The sequence below is a fragment of the Kribbella sp. ALI-6-A genome (genome assembly GCF_001984195.1).
In the GTDB taxonomy this organism is placed as follows: Bacteria; Actinomycetota; Actinomycetes; order Propionibacteriales; family Kribbellaceae; genus Kribbella.
Genome location: NZ_MTQN01000012.1, coordinates 200,430 through 221,070 on the forward strand (window position 1 = coordinate 200,430; position 20,641 = coordinate 221,070).

25 protein-coding genes are annotated in these 20,641 nt (G+C 69.3%); 11 read left to right on the forward strand and 14 right to left on the reverse strand.

Annotated features, from left to right (window positions below; genetic code table 11):
* Positions 1-142 precede the first annotated feature (142 nt).
* From BWI15_RS27595 to pstB, 6 genes are all read left to right on the forward strand, one after another.
* Positions 143-616, forward strand: a complete 474-nt coding sequence (locus BWI15_RS27595; RefSeq protein WP_083751065.1) for a bifunctional nuclease family protein — start codon at positions 143-145, stop codon at positions 614-616.
* A 68-nt stretch (positions 617-684) separates the two neighbouring features.
* On the forward strand, positions 685-1,920 hold the full coding sequence (locus BWI15_RS27600) for a hypothetical protein (RefSeq protein ID WP_143465885.1): 1,236 nt from the start codon (positions 685-687) through the stop codon (positions 1,918-1,920).
* A gap of 215 nt (positions 1,921-2,135) precedes the next feature.
* Positions 2,136-3,272 carry a phosphate ABC transporter substrate-binding protein PstS gene (gene pstS, locus BWI15_RS27605; RefSeq protein WP_077017480.1) on the forward strand — a complete coding sequence of 379 codons (1,137 nt, stop codon included), beginning with the start codon at positions 2,136-2,138 and terminating at the stop codon, positions 3,270-3,272.
* 116 nt (positions 3,273-3,388) lie between these two features.
* A complete protein-coding gene (gene pstC / locus BWI15_RS27610; protein ID WP_077017481.1) occupies positions 3,389-4,450 on the forward strand; it encodes a phosphate ABC transporter permease subunit PstC in 1,062 nt (353 codons plus the stop codon).
* Entirely contained in the window at positions 4,447-5,370 is a 924-nt protein-coding gene (gene pstA, locus BWI15_RS27615; protein WP_077017482.1) for a phosphate ABC transporter permease PstA, read from the forward strand. Before pstC ends, pstA begins: the two co-directional genes overlap by 4 nt.
* 20 nt (positions 5,371-5,390) lie before the next feature.
* On the forward strand, positions 5,391-6,167 hold the full coding sequence (gene pstB / locus BWI15_RS27620) for a phosphate ABC transporter ATP-binding protein PstB (protein WP_077017483.1): 777 nt from the start codon (positions 5,391-5,393) through the stop codon (positions 6,165-6,167).
* Positions 6,168-6,234: 67 nt separating this feature from the next.
* On the opposite strand, the gene BWI15_RS27625 is transcribed toward pstB, so the two are convergent.
* Positions 6,235-6,678, reverse strand: a complete 444-nt coding sequence (locus tag BWI15_RS27625) for a DUF2752 domain-containing protein (protein WP_077017484.1) — start codon at positions 6,676-6,678, stop codon at positions 6,235-6,237.
* Positions 6,679-6,799: 121 nt separating this feature from the next.
* On the opposite strand from BWI15_RS27625, the gene BWI15_RS27630 reads away from it, so the two are divergent.
* Both BWI15_RS27630 and BWI15_RS40240 read left to right on the forward strand, forming a co-directional pair.
* On the forward strand, positions 6,800-7,624 hold the full coding sequence (locus BWI15_RS27630; protein WP_077017485.1) for an RDD family protein: 825 nt from the start codon (positions 6,800-6,802) through the stop codon (positions 7,622-7,624).
* Positions 7,625-7,938: 314 nt separating this feature from the next.
* Positions 7,939-8,334: an RDD family protein gene (locus tag BWI15_RS40240; RefSeq protein WP_237771487.1), complete on the forward strand. Its 396-nt coding sequence runs from the start codon at positions 7,939-7,941 to the stop codon at positions 8,332-8,334.
* On the opposite strand, the gene BWI15_RS27640 is transcribed toward BWI15_RS40240, so the two are convergent.
* The 4 genes from BWI15_RS27640 to thiC all read right to left on the reverse strand — a co-directional run bounded on the left by BWI15_RS27640 (position 8,335) and on the right by thiC (position 11,780).
* Positions 8,335-8,889 carry a hypothetical protein gene (locus tag BWI15_RS27640; RefSeq protein ID WP_077017486.1) on the reverse strand — a complete coding sequence of 185 codons (555 nt, stop codon included), beginning with the start codon at positions 8,887-8,889 and terminating at the stop codon, positions 8,335-8,337.
* On the reverse strand, positions 8,886-9,485 hold the full coding sequence (locus tag BWI15_RS27645) for a transposase (RefSeq protein ID WP_077017487.1): 600 nt from the start codon (positions 9,483-9,485) through the stop codon (positions 8,886-8,888). The genes BWI15_RS27640 and BWI15_RS27645 overlap by 4 nt, the downstream gene beginning before the upstream one ends.
* Before the next feature lie 185 nt (positions 9,486-9,670).
* The gene (locus tag BWI15_RS27650; protein WP_143465887.1) at positions 9,671-9,940 is read right to left on the reverse strand and encodes a hypothetical protein; all 270 of its coding nucleotides are present in this window, start codon (positions 9,938-9,940) and stop codon (positions 9,671-9,673) included.
* A gap of 208 nt (positions 9,941-10,148) precedes the next feature.
* Positions 10,149-11,780, reverse strand: coding sequence for a phosphomethylpyrimidine synthase ThiC (thiC, locus tag BWI15_RS27655; protein ID WP_077017489.1), 1,632 nt, complete (start codon positions 11,778-11,780; stop codon positions 10,149-10,151).
* A 295-nt stretch (positions 11,781-12,075) separates the two neighbouring features.
* Between thiC and BWI15_RS27660 the strand changes: the two genes are divergently transcribed.
* Together BWI15_RS27660 and BWI15_RS27665 are read left to right on the forward strand one after the other, a co-directional pair.
* The gene (locus BWI15_RS27660; protein ID WP_077017490.1) at positions 12,076-12,816 is read left to right on the forward strand and encodes a lysophospholipid acyltransferase family protein; all 741 of its coding nucleotides are present in this window, start codon (positions 12,076-12,078) and stop codon (positions 12,814-12,816) included.
* A gap of 156 nt (positions 12,817-12,972) precedes the next feature.
* Positions 12,973-13,512 carry a hypothetical protein gene (locus BWI15_RS27665; RefSeq protein WP_077017491.1) on the forward strand — a complete coding sequence of 180 codons (540 nt, stop codon included), beginning with the start codon at positions 12,973-12,975 and terminating at the stop codon, positions 13,510-13,512.
* Between the two features lie 72 nt (positions 13,513-13,584).
* Here the strand turns inward: BWI15_RS27665 and BWI15_RS27670 are convergent, their stop codons facing one another.
* The 7 genes from BWI15_RS27670 to BWI15_RS27700 all read right to left on the reverse strand — a co-directional run bounded on the left by BWI15_RS27670 (position 13,585) and on the right by BWI15_RS27700 (position 18,736).
* Positions 13,585-14,583, reverse strand: coding sequence for an inorganic phosphate transporter (locus BWI15_RS27670; RefSeq protein ID WP_077017492.1), 999 nt, complete (start codon positions 14,581-14,583; stop codon positions 13,585-13,587).
* A gap of 2 nt (positions 14,584-14,585) precedes the next feature.
* Positions 14,586-15,218: a DUF47 domain-containing protein gene (locus BWI15_RS27675; protein WP_077017493.1), complete on the reverse strand. Its 633-nt coding sequence runs from the start codon at positions 15,216-15,218 to the stop codon at positions 14,586-14,588.
* Positions 15,219-15,356: 138 nt separating this feature from the next.
* Entirely contained in the window at positions 15,357-15,665 is a 309-nt protein-coding gene (locus tag BWI15_RS27680; RefSeq protein WP_077019349.1) for a DUF202 domain-containing protein, read from the reverse strand.
* On the reverse strand, positions 15,662-16,024 hold the full coding sequence (locus BWI15_RS27685; protein WP_083751066.1) for a YidH family protein: 363 nt from the start codon (positions 16,022-16,024) through the stop codon (positions 15,662-15,664). Before BWI15_RS27685 ends, BWI15_RS27680 begins: the two co-directional genes overlap by 4 nt.
* Positions 16,021-17,277: a glycoside hydrolase family 3 N-terminal domain-containing protein gene (locus BWI15_RS27690; RefSeq protein ID WP_077017495.1), complete on the reverse strand. Its 1,257-nt coding sequence runs from the start codon at positions 17,275-17,277 to the stop codon at positions 16,021-16,023. The genes BWI15_RS27685 and BWI15_RS27690 overlap by 4 nt, the downstream gene beginning before the upstream one ends.
* A gap of 25 nt (positions 17,278-17,302) precedes the next feature.
* Positions 17,303-17,788, reverse strand: coding sequence for a MarR family winged helix-turn-helix transcriptional regulator (locus BWI15_RS27695; protein ID WP_077017496.1), 486 nt, complete (start codon positions 17,786-17,788; stop codon positions 17,303-17,305).
* 39 nt (positions 17,789-17,827) lie between these two features.
* Positions 17,828-18,736, reverse strand: a complete 909-nt coding sequence (locus BWI15_RS27700) for a DMT family transporter (RefSeq protein ID WP_077017497.1) — start codon at positions 18,734-18,736, stop codon at positions 17,828-17,830.
* 38 nt (positions 18,737-18,774) lie between these two features.
* On the opposite strand from BWI15_RS27700, the gene BWI15_RS27705 reads away from it, so the two are divergent.
* Complete coding sequence (locus BWI15_RS27705) at positions 18,775-19,407, forward strand: TetR/AcrR family transcriptional regulator (protein ID WP_077017498.1); 633 nt, start codon at positions 18,775-18,777, stop codon at positions 19,405-19,407.
* Here BWI15_RS27705 and BWI15_RS27710 read toward each other — a convergent pair.
* Both BWI15_RS27710 and BWI15_RS27715 read right to left on the reverse strand, forming a co-directional pair.
* Complete coding sequence (locus BWI15_RS27710) at positions 19,404-20,060, reverse strand: potassium channel family protein (RefSeq protein WP_077017499.1); 657 nt, start codon at positions 20,058-20,060, stop codon at positions 19,404-19,406. The two genes, BWI15_RS27705 and BWI15_RS27710, sit on opposite strands and share 4 nt — an antisense overlap.
* Positions 20,044-20,565 (reverse strand): acyl-CoA thioesterase, encoded by a 522-nt coding sequence (locus tag BWI15_RS27715; RefSeq protein ID WP_077017500.1) that lies wholly within the window; start codon positions 20,563-20,565, stop codon positions 20,044-20,046. Before BWI15_RS27715 ends, BWI15_RS27710 begins: the two co-directional genes overlap by 17 nt.
* Positions 20,566-20,641: the final 76 nt, after the last annotated feature.

Genomic DNA, 20,641 nt, shown 5'->3' on the forward strand with positions numbered 1-20,641 from the left:
ACAGCCCGCGATCGCGCCAATGCAAAGAGATCGTCACAGTCGGGGTTGCCGTCGAGTGGGCCGCGGTCGGCCGGGTATGTTCCTACCGAGGACACCGGCGCCCTACCGGGAGCCGGCGGCACGGGAAGGTCGGGACCGCACCATGACAACGATGCGCGAACTGACGCTGATCGGGATCCGGATGGAGTCGCCCAACCGGGCGCCCGTGATGATGCTGCGCGAGACCGAGGGCTACCGCTACCTGCCGATCTCGATCGGTTCGGTGGAGGCGACCGCGATCGCCTACGAGGAGCAGGGCCTGCGCCCGTCCCGGCCACTCACCCACGACCTGATGCGCGATCTGATCCAGGCCTTCGGCGTGCACATCGAGGCGGTCGAGATCGTCGAGCTGCGCGACGCCGTGTTCTACGCCGAGCTGGTGCTGGCCAACGGCGCGCGCGTGTCGGCCCGGCCGAGCGACTCGGTCGCCCTGGCGGTCCGGCTCGGTACGCCGATCCGCTGCACCGAGCAGGTCCTGCGCGAGGCCGGCGTCGCGACGCCGGAGGAGGAGCAGGCCGAGCTGGAGCGCTTCCGTCAGTTCCTCGACGGGGTCGCGCCGGAGGATTTCTCCAGCTGAGCATGCGCTAGGGTCTGCCTGCGCCGGCGGCAGGGGTGACCACCGGGCTGACCACCTGGGGATCCTCGATGCGTATCCGCCGTCCTGTCGTCGCCGCCGGTCTGGCCGTTGCTGCCATCGCTGCCTTCACCACCTCCGCCACCGCGGCCGCCACCGCGGCCGGGCCGTCCGCGCCGACCGGCGTGGAGATCGCCTGGGCGGACGCGACCCAGCAGCAGATCCGGGTCACCTGGACCGACGCCGGCGAGGCGAACAAAGTGCGGTTCCAAGGGGCGCTCGGGACCGAGGACGCCGCCACGGTCCCGGCCGGCGCGACGAACGAGGTACTGGTTCCCGTCGACGGCCTGTACGGCGGCAACCGCGCGGTCTTCACCGTCGCCTCGGTCGACAGCGCCGGGACGACGGGTCCGGTGGCGCCCTCCACCGAGTTCGACACCTCGCCGACCGAGGACGTCCCGATCACGTACGCCGACCCGCGGCAGGACGGCTCGTTGATGATCGCCTGGCGCGACGCCGTACCGCGGTTCGACCACAACCCTGCTGATCCGTTCGACGGCCCGGGCGCGGTGCGCTACACGGTCGAAACCGGCGGCACGAGGATTCCCGTGCCCGGCAACCTGCGGTTCGCCGTCGTGCCGGCCCGCTCTCGGCCGTACAGCGTCGCCGTCATCGCGGAGAACGTGTGGGGCGAGTCGAACCGGCGTTTGTTCACCTTCGAGCAGCCGGCGATCACCGGCGGCGCGATCCCGGCCTCGGCGGCGTACGGGCACATGCTCACGGTCAGCGGTTCGGTCGGCGGTCAGCACCTCGTCGCGCTGCAGGCCCGTGACTCCGCGAGCAAGCCGTGGGTCACGCTCACCAGTAGGTACGGCGACCCCGGCGCCGGCACCTTCCGGCTGCAGGCGCCCTCACCCGGCACCCGCCAGTACCGGCTCTACCTCCCGGCCCGCAAGGATCAGGACAGCGCCGCCCTCGCATATGCCACCGGCGTGACCACCTCGCTGACCCGGCACTCGATCGGCTACGCGAAGTTCAGCGCGAACGTCGTCACCCTCGGTCAGAGCGTGACGGCCGGCCTCTACATCGCGCCCGAGACCGGGATCCGCACCACGCTCCAGCGCTGGAACGGCAAGGCGTGGGTCGGCGTGAAGGACATCGTCTTGTCCAAGGGCCGTGGGGCCTACACCTTCAAGACCACGGCCCGCGGCACCACGGCGTACCGGTTCTTCGTCCCGAGTACGACCTACGGCGGCCGGGCGATCACCTGGAGGACATCCGCGTCGATTCCGCTGGTCGTGCGCTGATACCGGACCGTGACCAAAAGGCGCTTGAGATCACTCAGCGTCACGGCCCTTAACGCAGTTCACCTGATGGCCTCCTGACGGCACGCCAGTCGTCGCGATTGCTACCGGAACCGTTCACCGCTCGTTCACCCACGACGGGCCATGCGGTCACTTGGTCTGCCTACCGTCTGTGGCAGTTCACAAAGTCTGAATTCCCGCAGAAGGGCAACACTCTCGTGTCCGTCAATCGCCTGCTCCGCGTCGGCACCGTCGCCGTGGCCTCTCTCGGCGTCCTCGCTCTCAGCGCCTGTGGCAGTGACCCGGAGCCGACCGGCTCCTCCAGCCCGTCGGGCTCCGACTCCGCCTCGACCGGTGGCGCCGAGTGCCCCGAGGGCACCCTGAACGCCGAGGGATCCTCGGCACAGAAGAACGCCATCGAAGAAGTCATCGCCAAGTACAACGAGAAGTGCGCCGACGTCACGGTGAACTACAACCCGACCGGTTCCGGCGCGGGCATCAAGCAGTTCAACGCCAGCCAGGTCGACTTCGCCGGCTCGGACTCGGCGCTGAAGACCGAGGCCAAGGACGGCGGCGAGGCCGAGGCGGCCGCCGCCGCGAAGCGCTGCCAGAACAACCCGGCGGTGAACCTGCCGATGGTCATCGGCCCGGTCGCGCTCGCCTACAACCTGGACGGCGTCGACAAGCTCGTCCTCGACGGCCCGACCGCCGCGAAGATCTTCCAGGGCACCGTGAAGACCTGGAACGCCCCGGAGATCGCCAAGCTGAACCCCGGCGTCAACCTGCCGTCGGCCCCGATCGCGGTGTTCTTCCGCTCCGACGAGTCCGGCACCACCGAGAACTTCACCAAGTACCTCGAGGCCGCGGGCGGCGGCGCCTGGAAGGGCGAGCCGGCCAAGAAGTGGAGCGGCACCGGCGCCGGCAAGGAGAAGTCCGCGGGTGTCGCCGAGGGCGTGAAGAGCACCAAGAACTCGATCACCTACGTCGAGTGGTCGTACGCGGTGGACAACAAGCTGGGCGTCGCGCAGATCGACACCGGCGCCGGCCCGGTCCCGCTGACCGCCGAGTCCGCCGGCAAGGCACTGGCCGCCGCGAAGCCGGCCGGTACCGGCAGCGACCTGGCGCTGAAGCTGGACTACGCGACCAAGGCGGCCGGGGCCTACCCGATCATCCTGGTCACCTACGAGATCGCCTGCACCAAGGGCCTGCCGGCCGAGAAGACCGCGCTGGTGAAGAGCTTCCTGAGCTACTTCGCGAGCACCGAGGGCCAGGGGTCGCTCACCGAGCTCAACTACGCCCCGCTGCCGGAGGAGATCCGCACCAAGGTCGACGCCGCCATCCAGGCGATCAGCTGACCTGCGACGACACCGCAGTACGGCGTGATGCGAGCCCCGGCTTCCCCCTCCACGGGCGGCCGGGGCTCGCCTCGTGACCGAGCACCCCTTCCACCTTGGCGCTTGGAGCAGCACCCATGAGCAGTACAGACGGCACCGCCCCGCCCACGGCTCCACCCGACGGGCCGCGGGACGAGAAGCTGGAGCTGGGCCCGGTCGGCCACCTCGGCGACCGATTGTTCGCCGGGATGGCCCGCGGGTCCGGCGTACTGGTTGTCGCGATCGTCGCGTTCGTCGGCATCTTCCTGCTGGCGCTGGCGATCCCGGCCCTGGCCAACAACGAGAGCAGTTTCCTCTTCTCCCGGATCTGGGAGCCCGGCGCGAACCCGCCGCAGTTCGGCATCGCCGCGCTGTTCTACACCACGGTGATCAGCTCGATCATCGCGATGGCGATCGCGGTCCCGATCGCGGTCGGCGTCGCCCTGTTCACCACGTACTACGCGCCGAAGCGGCTGGCCGCTCCGGTCGCGCACGCGATCGACCTGCTGGCCGCCGTACCGTCGATCATCTACGGCCTGTGGGGCATCTTGTTCTTCGCCCCGATCCTGCGCCCGGTGATCGACGGGCTCGGGTCGGCGCTGGGCTGGATCCCACTGTTCCAGAAGTCGGTCACCGACAACGTCGGGGTGGTCTTCACCGCCTCGGTGGTGCTGGCGATCATGATCTTGCCGGTGGTCACCGCGATCAGCCGGGAGATCTTCGCCCAGACCCCGGTCGCGCACCGCGAGGGCGCCCTGGCGCTGGGCTCCACCCGCTGGGAGATGATCCGGATGGCGGTGCTGCCCTACGGCCGCTCCGGCGTGGTCAGCGCGTCGATGCTCGGTCTGGGCCGCGCGCTCGGTGAGACGGTCGCGGTGCTGATCATCTTGTCGGTGCCCAACGGCAACGACCCGTGGACCTCCTCGATCTTCGCCGGTGGCGAGACGTTCGCCTCGAAGATCGCCAACAACGCCGCCGAGTTCGACTCGCCGGACAAGACCGGCGCCTACATCGCGGCCGGTCTGGTGCTGTTCGTGGTGACCTTCCTGGTCAACTCCGCGGCCCGCCTGATCGTGGCCCGCAGCGGCCCGGGTGGGAAACGGCCCCGGCGGATCAAGCGGATCGGCGACAAGCCGCAGAGCGAAGGAGCGACGCTGTGACCACCACTCTCGCGGCGAACCGGCCGGCCTACGACGGCAAGACCCTGGACCTGACCGGCAAGTCCGGTGCCCGGGCCTTCCGCAACACCCTGGCCAGCGTGCTGATCACCCTGTGCTTCCTGATCGCGCTGATCCCGCTGGTCTGGATCCTGTGGACGGTGATCAGCAAGGGCTACGGCCTGCTGCTGGACGGCGGCTGGTGGAGCGAGTCCCAGCGCGGCGTCACCGTCCGGCGCGAAGGCGGCGGCGCGTACCACGCGATCATGGGCACGCTGATCATGGCCCTGATCACCGCGGTGATCGCGGTCCCGATCGCCATTCTCGGCGCGATCTACCTGGTCGAGTACGGCAGGGGCACCAAGGCCGCCCGGGTGGTCAGCTTCATGATCGACATCCTGACCGGTGTCCCGTCGATCGTCGCGGCCCTGTTCGTGTACGCCGTCTGGATCACCGTGTTCGGCTTCAACCGGGTCGGCTTCGCGGTCTCGCTGTCGCTGGTGCTGCTGATGCTTCCGGTCGTGCTGCGCTCCACCGAGGAGATGCTCAAGCTGGTCCCCGACGAGCTGCGCGAGGCGTCGTACGCGCTCGGGGTGCCGAAGTGGAAGACCATTCTCAAGGTCGTCGTACCGACCGCGTTCGGCGGCATCATCACCGGCGTGATGCTCGGACTGGCCCGGGTGATGGGTGAGACCGCGCCGCTGCTGATCCTGGTCGGCTACTCCAAGAACATCAACCTGAACCCGTTCGAGGGCTTCATGGGCGCGCTGCCGACGATGATCAACCAGGACCGGACCGAGCTGGCGCTGCAGCCGGCCGCGGACCGGGTCTGGGCGGCCGCGCTGACCCTGATCCTGCTCGTCCTGCTGCTCAACATCCTGGCCCGGCTGGTTGCCCGGTTCAGCAAGGTCAACTCCAAATAGTCGAGAGGTACTGAACCGATATGGCAAAGCGCATCGAGGTCAGCGGCCTCAACGTCTACTACGGCGACTTCAAGGCCGTCGAGGACGTGTCGATGACGATCGAGCCCCGCTCGGTCACCGCGTTCATCGGCCCGTCGGGCTGCGGCAAGTCCACCTACCTGCGGACCCTGAACCGGATGCACGAGGTGATCCCCGGCGCCCGGGTCGAGGGCAAGGTGATGCTGGACCAGCAGGACCTGTACGCCTCCGGGGTCGACCCGGTCGCGGTCCGCCGGGTGGTCGGCATGGTCTTCCAGCGGCCCAACCCGTTCCCGACCATGTCGATCTTCGACAACGTCGCGTCCGGGCTGAAGCTGAACGGCGTCAAGGACCGCAAGAAGCTCACCGAGGTGGTCGAGCGGTCGCTGCACGGCGCGAACCTGTGGAACGAGGTGAAGGACCGCCTCGACAAGCCCGGCGCGGGCCTGTCCGGTGGTCAGCAGCAGCGGCTGTGCATCGCCCGGGCGATCGCGGTCGAGCCCGAGGTGATCCTGATGGACGAGCCGTGCTCGGCGCTGGACCCGATCTCCACGCTGGCGATCGAGGACCTGATCGAGAAGCTCAAGGACCGGTTCACCGTCGTCATCGTCACCCACAACATGCAGCAGGCGGCCCGGGTCTCCGACCAGACCGCCTTCTTCAACCTGGCCGCCACCGGCAAGCCCGGCCGGCTGATCGAGATGGGCCCGACCAAGCAGATCTTCTCCAACCCCAACGAGAAGGCGACCGAGGACTACATCACCGGCCGCTTCGGCTGACCGGCCCGGACGACAAAGGCGCCGCAGGCAACGAGCCTGCGGCGCCTCGCCTTGTACACAAGGCGTTCTAGACCAGATTGCGCAGTACGCCGTACAGCGCCATCCCGGCCAGGAACAGCATCGGGACGACCCGCACCAGCCGCTCGCCCGGCCGTGGGCGCGGCAGACGGAACCAGCCGAGCCGCTCCAACGTCCATGCCAGCAGCAGGTAGCCGACCAGCATCGCGATCACCGGGAGCACCACGAACATGGGCGGGTTGTACGGCCAGGCACGGGCCACGTCGCCCTCGAGCAGGGCGGCGGCCATCCGGGTCGTTCCGCAGAACGGACAGTTCAGCCCGGTCAGGGCGTGGAACGGGCAGGGCAGCCCGATCCGTCCGTCCGACAGTCCGTTGACCACGGCAAGCACCCCGCCACCGGCCAGGACCGCCGCCAGGCCACGCACCCGGCGGTCCAGCGGCTCGGGCGTGGCGTGGCCGGGCTCGCTGCCTCTAAGGTGTGCCGGATGCATGGATCAACGGTAGACCGTCTCGGTCGACCGCGATCCGGACTCTCCGGAGCGGTACGTGGCCGGTGAGCCCCAGACTCGCTAGCCTGCATTGACTCCTCAACGAAGATCAGAAGGGATCGTCGTGAGCACTCCGACGCCACCACCGGGTTTCGACCCCCAGGACCCGAACCAGTCGGGCACCGGGGATCGCACTCCGGACCAGCCGGGCCAGTACGGTCAGCAGCCGGGCCAGTACGGCCAGCAGCCCCAGGACCAGCCCGGCGGTTTCCCGGGTCAGCCGGGCCAGTACGGCCAGCAGCCCGGGTACGGTCAGCAGCCGGGCCAGCAGCCGGGGCAGTACGGTCAGCCCGAGTACGGTCAGCAGCCCGGCCAGTACGGGCAGCCGCAGCAGCCGGGCGCCTACCCGGGTCAGCCGGGTCAGTACGGACAGCAGCCGGGCCAGCCGGGTGGTTCGTCCTACCCGTCGTACCCGCAGGCCGGCGCCACGCCGTACGGCTCGCAGCCCTACGGCGGCTACGGCTACGGCAACCCGGGCGGTGAGCTGGCCACGTGGCCGGTCCGCGTCGGCGCCTCGCTGATCGACGGCATCATCGTCGCGATCCCGAGCTGGATAGGCAACCTGATCGTCGGTGTCGGCGGCGACAACAGCACCGGGGCAACGATCATCAGCCTGCTGCTGAGCCTGGTCGCGCTGGGCCTGTGGATCTACAACCGCCTCGTCCTGCAGGGCCAGACCGGCCAGAGCTGGGGCAAGAAGGCGCTGGGCATCAAGCTGGTCCGGGCCGACAACGGCCAGACCGTCGGCGTCGGCAAGGCCTTCCTGCGCGAGATCACCCACATCCTGGACGCCCTGCCGTGCTACCTGGGCTACCTGTGGCCGCTGTGGGACGACAAGAAGCAGACCTTCGCGGACAAGATCAACACCACGTACGTCGTCAAGCTCTGACCTCGTACCCCGTCTGCGTTCCCGGACGCCGTGGCCCATTCCGGGCCACGGCGTTCTGCTGTCCCAGAAAGGACCGTCGTGAGCACCCCTCCGTTCGACCCGAACCGCCCCCAGGACCAGCCACCGCAGTACCCCGTCGTCCCGGGACAGCAGCCTGGTTATCCGAGCCAGCCTGGTTATCCGAGCCAGCCCGGGTATCCGAACCAGCGGGCAACTACGGCCCCGCTCAGCCGGGCTACAACCCGTACTCCGGCGGTGGCGGCTACGGCTTCAACTACGCCCCGCCGGGTGAGCTGGCCGGCTGGGGATCGCGTGTGCTCGCCTCGATCGTCGACTCGCTGCCGGCGATCATCCTGATCGTGGCCGGGGTGATCACCGCGCTCGCGATCAGCGGCGACAGCGAGGAGCTGAGCGACGCCGGCGGCGCCGCGATGGTGATCGGCTACCTCGCCGCGATCGGCTACCAGATCTGGAACCGGGTGATCCGGCAGGGCCGGACCGGTCAGTCGCTGGGCAAGAAGGTGGTCGGCCTGAAGGTGGTCTCGGCCGAGACCGGCGCGCTGATCGGGATGGGCCGCAATCTCGGCCGCGAGGTCTGCGCGTTCTTCTTCAACCAGTTCTGCTTCCTGAACGTGCTCTGGCCGCTGTGGGACGACAAGAACCAGACCTGGCACGACAAGGTCGCCTCGGACCTCGTCATCAAGCTCTGATCAGTGCGAGAGCAGGAGACCCGCACAAGTGACGGACCACAGCACGCTGGTGAACGTGCCGATGATGAACCGCTCGGCCACCGCCTGAGGGGTGACGGACGCCGGCTGGTCGGGACTGCGTAGCTCGGGATACCGGGCCAGGCCCTTGATGGCCAGCACGATCGCCACTCCCTCAGGCCAACCGGCCACCATCGAGCCGTAGACCGCGCCTCGCTCCAGCGCCCCGATCAACGCGCCACCGCGCAACACCTCACCGGCCTGCTGGGTCGACTGGGCTCTGGTGTTGCCCCGGTCGACCAGCGCCAGCACGGACGTCGTCAGCGGACCGCCGCCGGTCACGGCGAGGCCGCCGGAGACGAGCAGCAGTACGTTCCACCAGGCTTCGCGCCAGCCGGTCACTCCGTCGCCGAAGAGCAGGATGACGCCGGCGGCGACGAGACAGGCCAGCATCACGCCGGTGACGACGATCTCCACGGTCGACCCGGCACGCAGGATGAACGCCACCACCGCGAGCACGAACCCGACCGCGACGAGTGCCAGGACCGCAGCGGTCATGCAGCGGCACCCGACGCGAGCAGCTCGGCGGCCAGCAGCCGACCGCGCTGCTCCTCGGCGTACCCGGCCGCCTGCGCCCGCTGAGTCACCGCCGACTGGCTGATGCCGAGCTTCACGCCGATCTCGCGGCGGGTCAGGCCCTCGGCGAGCAGGTCGGCGACTGCCCAGCCCCGCTCGCTCCGGCGGCGCAGCACCGAGGCCATCAGCCAGAGCACGCTCTCGACCTGGTCGGCCACGTGCGGGTCGTCGCCGATCACGTTCACGTGATGCGGGCTCGACTTGGCCCGGTTGACCGCCTCGCGAGCGTTGGAGAACGCCGAACCGCTGCCGGCCCGCGTACTGCGTGGCAGCGGCTGCTCGACCGCACCGATCCCGAGCCCGATGTGCCAGTGGTCGGCCCGGATCAGCTGCACGATCACGTCGACCGTCGCCCGCGCCTCCGACAGCACACCCTGCACCTCGTCGCCCGCGGTGCGCTCGAACTTGCGCAGCAGGCCGGTCCGGCGCGGTCGCCGATTCAGCGTGTTCAGCAGCTCGGGTACGAGATCGCCCGCGCTGCGACTGCCCCGTTGATCTACCGTGAGAACGAAGACCACCGCCCTGCACCTCCTTCTCGACGCAAGATTAAGGCTACAGTCTTATTCACGTAGAGTGAAGGAAAAAACCTGAACCGGTTCGCCCGATCACCGACAGTGACCGCCTCGCGAACTCACCGGTCCCCCAATTCTCCGCTCGGAGCAGGGTCCGCGCCCGCCGACTCACCGTCAGTCTTCACTCCGCGTCAGGACGTTCGGGGGTTCTCGCAGAGGAACGGCGGACGGCGCGGACCGGAGTGATAGCTGTACTGCCGGCCGTCGGCGGACAGGATCGTCCGCGTCCCCTCGGTGAGCACCTGGGCGTAGTTCATGCCCGGCTGTGGGCAGCCCAGGCTGCTGTCGGGCCACGTCACCTCCTCGGTGCTGACCACGGTCACCTGCTCGACCGGAACCCCGAGCCGGCCGGCCAGATCCGCCTTGGCCTGCTCGACGGCTCCACTGGGTGCTGTGCTCACGGACGGCTCCTGTCCTGCCCCGGGCCGGTCCGGCTCGTTGCCGCAGCCAACCAGCAGCACGGCGACACCGACGAGACCCGCGGCCACGTAGCGCACGAAGAATCACCTACCGCGCACCATCGAAGCACACCGGCGGCCCGGTCACCAGGGCAGCCGAAGGGCCCCGGGCAACAGGTTGCCCGGGGCCCTCGGTTCGGCTCGGTCCAGCTCAGTCGGCCAGCGGCAGGTACAGCTTCTTGTCGTGGGACTTGAAGCTCTCCGACATCTCCGCGAAGCCGGCCTCGATCGCCTCGGCGGAGTCCAGCCCCTTCTCCTCGGCGTACTTGCGGATGTCGGCGGTGATCCGCATCGAGCAGAACTTCGGGCCGCACATCGAGCAGAAGTGCGCTGTCTTGGCGGGCTCGGCCGGCAGCGTCTCGTCGTGGTACGACCGCGCGGTGTCCGGGTCCAGCGAGAGGTTGAACTGGTCCTCCCAGCGGAACTCGAAGCGGGCCGTCGACAACGCGTCGTCCCAGTCCTGCGCGCCCGGATGCCCCTTGGCCAGGTCGGCGGCGTGCGCCGCGATCTTGTAGGTGATCACCCCGGTCTTCACGTCGTCACGGTCGGGCAGCCCGAGGTGTTCCTTCGGCGTGACGTAGCAGAGCATCGCGGTCCCCAGCCAGCCGATCTGCGCCGCGCCGATCGCGCTGGTGATGTGGTCGTACGCCGGGGCGACGTCGGTGGCCAGCGGTCCGAGCGTGTAGAACGGCGCCTCCCCGCACAGCTCCTCCTCGAGCCGTACGTTCTCCGCGATCTTGTGCATCGGGACGTGCCCGGGCCCTTCGATCATCACCTGGACGTCGTGCTCCCAGGCGACCTTGGTCAGTTCGCCGAGCGTCTTCAGTTCGGCGAACTGGGCCGCGTCGTTGGCGTCGGCGATCGATCCCGGCCGCAGCCCGTCGCCGAGCGAGAACGTCACGTCGTACGCGCGCAGGATCTCGCACAGCTCGGCGAAATGCGTGTACAGGAAGGACTCCTGGTGGTGCGCGAGGCACCAGGCGGCCATGATCGAGCCGCCGCGGGACACGATGCCGGTGATCCGGCGCGCGGTCAGCGGCACGTACCGCAGCAGCACTCCGGCGTGCACGGTCATGTAGTCGACGCCCTGCTCGCACTGCTCGATCACGGTGTCGCGGTAGACCTCCCAGGACAGCTCGGTCGGGTCGCCCTTGACCTTCTCCAGCGCCTGGTACAGCGGCACGGTGCCGATCGGGACCGGCGAGTTGCGCAGGATCCACTCGCGGGTCTCGTGGATGTTCTTGCCGGTCGACAGGTCCATCACCGTGTCCGCGCCCCAGCGGGTGGCCCAGACCAGCTTCTCGACCTCCTCCTCGATCGAGCTGGTGACCGCGGAGTTGCCGATGTTCGCGTTCACCTTCACCAGGAACTTCTTGCCGATGATCATCGGCTCGGATTCGGGGTGGTTGTGGTTGGCCGGGATCACCGCGCGGCCGCGGGCGACCTCGGACCGGACCAGCTCGGGGTCGACGCCCTCGCGGACGGCGATGTACCGCATCTCCTCGGTGATCGTGCCGGCCCGGGCATGTGCGAGCTGGGTGAGCCGATCGCGTCCACCGACCCAGTCCTTGCGGATCGGCGGCAGACCGGTCTGGACGTCGACGGTGGCGCCCGCGTCGGTGTACGGCCCGGAGGTGTCGTACAGGTCGAAGTGCTTGCCGTTGGTGAGATTCACCCGGCGGGCCGGGACGCGCAGGTCGCCCCGATAGATCTTCTCCGAGCCCGAGATCGGGCCGGTGGTGACGGTCGGACGGACGGCGGAGTCGTTGCCGATGGTTGTCACGATGCTGCTCCCTACGCCGGAATTACCCGGACAGGTTCGGCGGTCGGCGGCGCCGGTTCGCCCAGCCTGTCCGTCCCGGTCTCCCGGCCCGCCAGGGGTGCGCAGTCCAGCCGCCCTCTCAGCCCGCTACGGCGCGAGCTCCCGCGATTCGACTTTCCGCCGCTCACGATAGCCAATGGCGGGCTACTGAGTACCGGATCCCGCGCGTCGCCGGGCTCGTGGCGCCGCCCGGGAGGCGGTACGCATCACGTTTCCGTACGGTGTGCCGCGACGCCGGAGCCGGTAGCGTCGGGGGATGCGAGACATTGTCTACCCGCCGGTGATCGCCCTGGCGAAAACCGCGTTCAAGGCGCTGGACCTGAAGTTCACGATGGTCGGCACCGAGCACGTGCCGCGGACCGGCGGGGCGGTGATCGCGCTCAACCACATCAGCTACGTCGACTTCGTGATCGGCGGCTTCGGGGCCCAGCCGAGCAAGCGGCTGGTCCGGTTCATGGCCAAGGAAGTGCTGTTCCGCCATCGCGTCTCCGGGCCGCTGATGCGCGGCATGCACCACATCCCCGTCGACCGCGACGCCGGCTCCGCGTCGTACCGGCAGGCGCTGAGCTATCTGAAGGCCGGCGAGCTCGTCGGCGTCTTCCCGGAGGCGACGATCTCGCGGTCGTTCGAGCTGAAGCAGTTCAAGTCCGGCACGATCCGGATGGCCGCGGCGGCCGGCGTCCCGGTGATCCCGATGATCCTGTGGGGCACCCAGCGGATCCTGACCAAGGACCACCCGAAGGACTTCACCCGGCACCGTCCGGTCTCGATCACCGTCGGCGCGCCGATCACCGTCACCCGCCAGGACGACGCGACGGAGGCGACCGAGCACCTGCGGACCACGATGGCCGGGATGCTCGACGAGACGATCCGGGCCTACCCCGAGCAGCCGCCGGGCGCCTGGTGGCTGCCCGCCTCGTACGGCGGGGGCGCGCCGACCCCGGAGGAGGCCGAGCGGCTCGACCAGGAGGAGCTGAGCCGTCGCCGTAACCGCTGACCGGTCGCGACGGGGCCTTGACCCGGGGCGGACTGAGGGGTACCAAGGGCCTTTGACTGCCGTGCCGGACCTGGGGGGTCCCGTCGGCGACGGTCGACGGCCCCTGGACAGACGCGGGGGCGCCGGCCGACGGTTCAGTGGTTCGGGGGAGAGTTCGTGGTGTTCGATTCCGAGGAGTTGCATCTCTTCGAGCCGGGGCGGCTGAAGGTCGCGCCGCACATCGCCGAGGAGATCCCGGACGCCGGGGTGTTCTTCCTGTCCTGGGCGACCCAGGGGCTGCGCCCGGACCAGGCCCGGGAGATCGAGTCGGCGGTGAACGGCCGGCGCTGCACGAACGGCTGGTTCCCGCTCGGGAGCCTGAGCAGCGTCCCGGTCCGCGGGTTCCGCCCCGGGCCGCTGACCTACCTGGCCCGGATGACCGCCGAGGACCCGGAGATCCTGCGCCGCTGGGCCACCCGGGCGCTCCCCGACCACGGCCGGACCGGCGAGGCGAAGCGCCGCATCGACGAGACGTCGAACCACCTGCTGCTGACCCAGGGCCACGCCGCGGCCGCGACCTGGGTGGTCGCCGTCCGGCCGCAGGCCTACCTGGACGTCGGCCTGCTCGGCGACAAGCTCTACGCGACCTGGGACGCCTACCTGAACTCGCTGCGTCCCAAGGACATGGTCAAGGCCGTACGCCGCTGGAACCGCTAGTGGAACTCAGGTGCGGCCCGTGAACGACCGCCACGATAGGTGCCGAGGGCAATCGCCAGTCCGGCCGAACCGCTACTCCAGGATGAGGTGAGCCACCCAGTAGCAGCACGCGGCGACCAGTCCGGCGGCCGGGATGGTGAGCACCCAGGCCATCACGATGCCCTTCGCGACGCCCCAGCGAACGGCGGACAGCCGCTTGGTGGCGCCGGCGCCCATCACCGCGGAGGTGATCGTGTGGGTGGTCGAGACCGGCGCGTGCAGACCGATCGCCATCACGTACAGCACGGTCGCGGCGACCGCCTCGGAGGCGAAACCACGGGCCGGGTCCAGGTGGATGATCCGGCGGCCGAGCGTCCGCATGATCCGCCAGCCCCCGGAGTAGGTGCCCAGCGAGATCGCGGTCGCGGCGGCCACCTTGACCCAGATCGGGATCTCGTCGCCGGCCTGGACGTGCCCGGTGGTGAGCAGCGCGAGGAAGATCACGCCCATCGTCTTCTGGGCGTCCTGCAGACCGTGGCCGAGCGCCATCGCGGCCGCCGACAGCGACTGCGCCAGCCGGAAGCCGCGGGTGGTCTTGCCCGGGTTGGAGCGCCGGAAGATCCACAGGATCGCGGTCATCACCAGGAACGCGCCGAGGAAGCCGACCGCGGGCGAGACCATCATCGGGATGACGACCTTGTCCAGGATGCCGCTCCACAGCACCGTGCTGGCCGAGGCTAGACCGGCGCCGACCAGGCCACCGATCAGCGCGTGCGACGACGAGCTGGGCAGGCCGAAGTACCAGGTGATCAGGTTCCAGGTGATGGCACCGAGCAGTGCCGACAGCACGATCACCAGGCCGTGCTGGCCCGCCGGGGTGTTGATGATGCCCTTGCCGACGGTCTCGGCCACCTCGGTGCCGAGGAAGGCGCCGACGAAGTTCATCACCGCCGCCATCAGCAACGCGACCCGGGGCGTCAGCGCCCGGGTCGACACGGAGGTGGCGATCGCGTTGGCGGCGTCGTGGAAACCGTTGGTGTAGTCGAAGATCAACGCGATCGCGATGACGGCGACGACGAGCGCGAGCTCCACGCTCAGCTCTCCTTGACGGCGATCTGCTCGACCGTGTTGGCGACGTGCTCGAACGCGTCGACGGCGTCCTCCAGCAGGTCGATCACGGTCTTCACCTTCATCACCGTCAGGGCGTCGAACTCGCCGCTGAACAGCTTGGCGATGATCCGGCGGTGCACCGCGTCACCGGTGTTCTCCAGCCGGTTGATCTCGATCCAGTACTCGGCCAGGTCCTTCATCGTGCGCAGCCGGGGCATCGTCTCGGCGGTCAGCGTGGCCATCCGCTGCAGAACCTCGATCTGCTCGGCCACCTCCGTCGGCAGCGACTCCAGGCCGAACAGGTGGACCGCGTCGACGGCCTCCTCCATGAAGTCCATCACGTCGTCCAGGTCGGACGCGAGGCGGTAGATGTCCTCCCGGTCGAACGGCGTGACGAACGTCGAGTTGACGCGGCGGATGATCGAGTGGGTGGTCTCGTCGGCCGCGTGCTCGGCGTCTTTCATCTGGCCGGCGATCTGGCTGCTGGCGGCCAGCCCGGTCCCCGCGGTACTGCCGAGCAGTTCGGCGAGGATGCGGGCGCCGTCGACGAGGTGATTGGCGGACTCGGTGAAAAGGTCGTAGAACGTCGGGTCGTTCGGACGCAGACGTAACGGCACTTCAAGCTCCGGATGAACGAGGGACAAACCGTGAACATGCTAGGGGCAACGGACCGTTGAGTTGGCATCCGTGCTGGCAAGGTATCGCGAGATTGTGAACACATTGCCTCAAAGCGACCAATCCGTGACCAGACGGCTTCACCGGGTGATCACCGCGTAGAGGTCGAAGAGCCCCACCAGCAGCACCAGACCGGCCGCTGCCCGGAGCACTCTGTCATGCCCCAGGAATCCCGGCGGACCCGACCGGGCGGCCCGCCGATAGACAGCGCTCACAGCGGCCCAGCAGGCGAGAGCCAGCACGATGACCACGACGCCGAGACCGGTCCGGACCACTGACGTACCGTGGCCCGAAGCGAGCAGGAGAACACCATTCGTGACCAGGCCGAGCGCGGTCCGGCGCCAGGCGAGCAGCGTGCGCTCGGGCTGCAGACCGGGATCGCGAATCATCGCCACAGGCTGAACAGCAGGCCGATCAGTCCCGCCGCGGCAATCGTTGCCCCGAGCATCAACGGCAGGCGGGTGACCGGGAGGCGGTCGCCGCGGCGCATCGCGGTCAGGTTCGCCTGCCAGCGGCGGAAAGCGCCTGCCGTGGTGATCAGGCCCACGCCGACCAGCACGATGCCGAGGATCCGGGCCGGCCAGCGGTCCCGGCCGAGGTCGAGGAACTGCACGGCCGACAGACCACCGGCATAACAGGCGAGTGATGTCCGCAGGTAGGCGAGATAGGTGCGCTCGTTGGCCAGCGTGAACCGGTAGTCCGGCTCCTCGCCGTTCGGTTCTTGCGACGCAGGCGGTACGGCGGTCACCCGCAGCTCACCAGTCCACGGTTCTGCTTCAGCGTGAGGACGCGGCGCGCGCTGGCGTCGACCTGCGCCGCGAACGCCTTGTCCTGCTCGGCTTTGCGGACCACCGCGTTGATCATCGTCGAGGTGAGCGAGGCGTCCGCGGTGATCACCACGTCACCTCCGGCGGCGATGAACAACGTCGCCCGATCACCGGCCGGCACGGAAGCCACCTCGGCGGCCGCGCCGACGTCGTCGGTGATCACCACCCCGTCGTACTGGAGGTCGCCGCGCAGCATTCCCTGGACAATGGTCGGCGAGAACACCGCCCGGTTGGTCTTGTCGATCTTGGTGTAGGTCACGGTGGAGACCATCACCATGTCGCTGCCCGCCTTGATCCCGGCCGCGAACGGCGCGAGGTCGGCGTCGCCGCGGACCGTGACGGTGTCGACCACGCCCGAGGAGAAGTCGGTGTTGCCGCGGACCCGGCCCAGGCCGGGGAAGTGCTTGACCGACGTCATCACCCCGGCGGCGTGCATGCCCTTCACGAACGCGGTGACGTGCTCGCCCACCGGGCCCGGCGTACTGCCGTAGCCGCGGTCCAACGCGCCGATCGGCGCGTTGTCGTCCCCCAGCGACTTCGGTACGACGTCCGCGACCGGCGCCAGATCGAGGTTCACCCCGGCCTGCTGGAGCTGCTCGCCCCACTGGGTCGCTTCGCTGGTGAGCTTCTGGGCTGACCAGCCGGCCTGGACGGTGGCAGCCGGGATTCGGTCGAAGCCGGAGCCCTTGAGCCGCTGGATCTTGCCGCCCTCCTGGTCGGCGGCGACGAACGGCTGGATCCCGTCGATCGTGGCCGCGGCGGTCGCCGCCGCCATCGCCGTCCGGGTGTGACTGAGGCTGCCGCCGGCGCCCATCAGCAGGACACCGCCCGGTTTCCTGGCCCGTACGACGGACCGCTCGGACGACGTCATGCCGGTCGCGCTGATGCCGGTCATGATCAACTGGGCCGCGCGCTCGCGCAGGGTGAGGCCGGCCAGCTTCTGGTCGAGGCAGCCCGTCTGCGGCGCGCTGGGCGACGGCGTACTGGGCGACCGCGTGGGCGTCGAGGGCTGAGGCGGCGTTGCCGTGGGCGTCGGCGGCGTGTCCGTCGGCGGGATGGGCACCGACGACGACGGTACGGTGCTGGGACCGGCGGTCGGCGGGCTGGAGTCGGCGCATCCGGCAAGCATGAGTGCTGTGGCTGCGACGACGGCGACACCCTGGAAAGTCTTCATCGACGCCCATTGTTACCGACTGGCTTCAGCTGGACTCCCACGCGGCACTGTCGTACGTGCCGCCGGAATGACGGGCCAGCGCGGCGCAGATGTCGTGCAGCTGCTGGACCTGCTCCTCGGTCAGCGCGTCGAAGACCGCCGCACGAACCGTTTCGACATGACCGGGCGCGGTGTCCTTCAGCTTCTCCCGGCCGGCGTCGGTGAGGATGGCCACTTGACCGCGCCGGTCCGACGTGATCCCTTCACGACGGACCCAGCCGACCTGCTCGAGCCGGTTCACCGCGTGCGACAGACGGCTGCGTGATCCGAGCGTGGCGACCGCGAGCTCGCTCATCCGCAGCCGGCCGTCGGTGGCGTCGGAGAGCCGGACCAGGATCTCGAAGTACGTGTGCGGCATGCCGGCGTCGCGCTGCAGCTGCTGTTCGATCCGCCCGTTGACCACGCGCTGGGCCGCGATGAACGCACGCCAGGCCTGCTGCTCTTTGTCGTCCAGCCACCGGGGTTCCGCCATTACCGCAGCGTAGCCATCCCGGGGTCGTCACGCCCGTCATCAACGCCCGGTCCGTCGATCCGGCCGGCGAATCAGCAGCACGGCCACGGCACAGACGACGATGCCGAACGCGGCGAGCAGTCCGATCGTCTCGTGGAACATCAGGTAGGCCATCACCATCGTGGTCGGCGGTACGAGGTAGAGCAGCGAGCTGATCCGGGTCGCGCCCGACAACCGGAGGTTCACCAGGTACAGCCCCCAGCCACCTGTGGTGGAGAAGACGACCAGCCAGACGGCCGCCCCGTAGAAGCCCAGCTCGTGCGGCACGGTCATCTGCGCGGTCGCGGTGGCGAAGCCGACGAACAGCACACCGGAGACCAGGCTCTGCAGGCAGAGCGCGTCCAGGAGGTGAGCCTGCGGTTTGCGCTTGCGCTCGATGCACGTGCCGGCCACCAGGCCGAGCAGACCGCCGAAGGGAAGCAGGAAGAGCAACGGCGAGCTGTGACCGAGGTCATCGGCCACGACCAAGCCGACTCCCGCAAGCCCGATCAGCAAACCGGTCCACTGCACGGGCGATACGCGTTCGCCGAGCAGCGGTCCGGCCACGGTGGCGATCAGGATCGGCTGCAGGGAACCGATCAGCGCCGTCACGCCGGCGGGGATGCCGTGGTCGATGCCGGTGAAGATCAGGCCGAGATAGACGAACTGGGTCAGGAACGCCATCGCGACGTGGGTGACCAGGTCGGCACGGCTGATCCTCGGCCGACGGATCGCGAGTACGACGGCCGCCAGGGTGCCGGCCAGCAGGAACCGCCAGGCGAGCAGATCGACGGCCGAGCTGTACGCCGTACCCCAGCGGGCCCCGATGAAGCCCGAACTCCAGAACACGACGAACCCGGCGCCGGCCAGGAGTGGGATCAGGCGCGAGCCGGCTTGTCGGCGTACGGCGAGGGTCTCGGTGGTGGTCATGGCCTCGAAGTAACCATACCGGTCGGTATACTGTCAGTATGGTCGATCAGCAGCTGAGACCGGTCCTGCTCGTCGAGCGCACCGGAACGGAGACGCCGGCCAAACCGCTGACGCCTGCGGGCGAGCGGATCCTGTCGGCGGCGTCGGCGCTGTTCTACGCCCAAGGGGTGCGGGCGGTCGGGGTGGACGCGATCGCGGACGCGGCCGAGGTGACCAAGAAGACCCTGTACGACCGGTTCGGGTCCAAGGACCAGCTGATCGCGGCGTACCTGGAGCGGCGGAACCGGGTCTGGCACGCGTTCCTGGACGAGCAGCTCGCGCGGCGGAAGCCCTCCGGGCCCGAGGAGGTAATCCTCACGCTGTTCGCGGCGCTCAGCGAGTGGATGGAGCAGTCACGGCGTGGCTGCGGTTTCATCAACGCGAGCGTCGAGCTGGCGGCGCCGGACCATCCGGCGATGCCGGTGATCGTCGGGCAGAAGCAATGGATGCGAGCCGAGTTCGTGGCGCAGGCAGAACTGGCCGGCTTCGACCAGGTGGAAGAGCTGGCGGATCGGTTGCTGCTGCTGCACGAGGGAGCTCTGGTCAGCTACCGGGTGGCGGCGATGGAGCACGCGCCGGAGGTCGCTCACCGCGCGGCGGCGGATCTGCTGGCCACCTGGCCGCGTCGCTAGCGGCGCTTCGCGACCGTGAGGCCGACCAGCCGGGAGACGACCATCGCAACGTACCCGAGGCCGGCCAGCTGCTCGAGCATCACCACCGACCGCGCCCAGGACTTGATCGGGACGATGTCGCTCAGCCCCGTACTGGACAGGGTCGTGAAGCTCAGGAACAGCAGCTCCATCCAGGAGCGGTCGTGGTCCGGGTTGACCGCGGCGGTGAAGCTGCCCGGGTCGAGCGCCTGGACGACCACGAACACATAGGCGAATCCCCACGCCACCAGGGTGAACGTCGCGCCGGTCGCGTAGAGCTCGTCGACGCTGACGTCGTGGTCGGACAGCATGTACCGCAACAGGCTGTAGGCCGCGTAGAAGTAGAACGCGGCGTGGAAGGCGCCGGAGATCGGCACGATCACGTCGCTCGGGCGGAACGCGTCGACCAGTGACAGCACCACGGCCGGGATGCCCAGGCAGACGCTGACCCAGGTGAGCCCCGGCGTCGAGCGGACCGAGAAGACCGCGAGCACCAGCACCACGATGCCCAGCGTCTCGAACGCCACCCGGCCGCCGCGCGATCCCTCCATCGCCGGATACACCAGGACACCGAGCAGCTGCACCACCAGCAGGACGGCGGACGGGTGCCACTTGAGGTCAGACAACCACTTCATCGGTGTCCTCACGGGAGGCGATGATCGCCTGGCGCCGGGCCAGCCGGTGGCTGCGCCGGATCTCGGCCTCGCGCATCCGGCGCCGGTCCTCGTCGTTCTCCGGTTCCACCTGCGGCACCTGCCGCGGCTTGCCCTCGGCGTCCACGGCGACGAACACCAGGTACGCCGTGGCGACGTGCACCTGCGGACCGACCGAGTCCCAGCGGTCCGCGGTGATCCGGACGCCGATCTCCATCGAGCTGCGCCCGGTCCAGTTCACCTGGGCAGTGAAGTGCACGACGTCGCCGACGCGCACCGGGACCAGGAACACCATCTCGTCCATCGACGCGGTGACCGCCGGGCCACCGGAGTGCCGTGCCGCGACGACGCCGGCGACCGAGTCGACCAGCGTCATGATCACGCCGCCGTGCACCGTGCCGAGCAGGTTGGTCTCGTTCTGCGCCGTGATGTGCGACAACGAGAGCCGGGCTGCCGACGACGGCCGCGACGCCGGTGTGTCCGCCATGACTCACTCCTCCGGATGGACTGCGGGCAGGATAACCGCCCGGTTGTCCACAGCCGCCGAATCCCCGGCTCGGAAC

Coding starts and splice junctions, on each gene's coding strand:
- BWI15_RS27595 (WP_083751065.1), top strand. CDS start 143: ATGACAACGATGCGCGAACTGACGCTGATCGGGATCCGGATGGAGTCG.
- BWI15_RS27600 (WP_143465885.1), top strand. CDS start 685: ATGCGTATCCGCCGTCCTGTCGTCGCCGCCGGTCTGGCCGTTGCTGCC.
- pstC (WP_077017481.1), top strand. CDS start 3,389: ATGAGCAGTACAGACGGCACCGCCCCGCCCACGGCTCCACCCGACGGG.
- pstB (WP_077017483.1), top strand. CDS start 5,391: ATGGCAAAGCGCATCGAGGTCAGCGGCCTCAACGTCTACTACGGCGAC.
- BWI15_RS27625 (WP_077017484.1), bottom strand. CDS start 6,678: ATGCATCCGGCACACCTTAGAGGCAGCGAGCCCGGCCACGCCACGCCC.
- BWI15_RS27640 (WP_077017486.1), bottom strand. CDS start 8,889: ATGACCGCTGCGGTCCTGGCACTCGTCGCGGTCGGGTTCGTGCTCGCG.
- BWI15_RS27660 (WP_077017490.1), top strand. CDS start 12,076: ATGCGAGACATTGTCTACCCGCCGGTGATCGCCCTGGCGAAAACCGCG.
- BWI15_RS27680 (WP_077019349.1), bottom strand. CDS start 15,665: ATGATTCGCGATCCCGGTCTGCAGCCCGAGCGCACGCTGCTCGCCTGG.
- BWI15_RS27690 (WP_077017495.1), bottom strand. CDS start 17,277: ATGAAGACTTTCCAGGGTGTCGCCGTCGTCGCAGCCACAGCACTCATG.
- BWI15_RS27695 (WP_077017496.1), bottom strand. CDS start 17,788: ATGGCGGAACCCCGGTGGCTGGACGACAAAGAGCAGCAGGCCTGGCGT.
- BWI15_RS27700 (WP_077017497.1), bottom strand. CDS start 18,736: ATGACCACCACCGAGACCCTCGCCGTACGCCGACAAGCCGGCTCGCGC.
- BWI15_RS27705 (WP_077017498.1), top strand. CDS start 18,775: ATGGTCGATCAGCAGCTGAGACCGGTCCTGCTCGTCGAGCGCACCGGA.
- BWI15_RS27710 (WP_077017499.1), bottom strand. CDS start 20,060: ATGAAGTGGTTGTCTGACCTCAAGTGGCACCCGTCCGCCGTCCTGCTG.
- BWI15_RS27715 (WP_077017500.1), bottom strand. CDS start 20,565: ATGGCGGACACACCGGCGTCGCGGCCGTCGTCGGCAGCCCGGCTCTCG.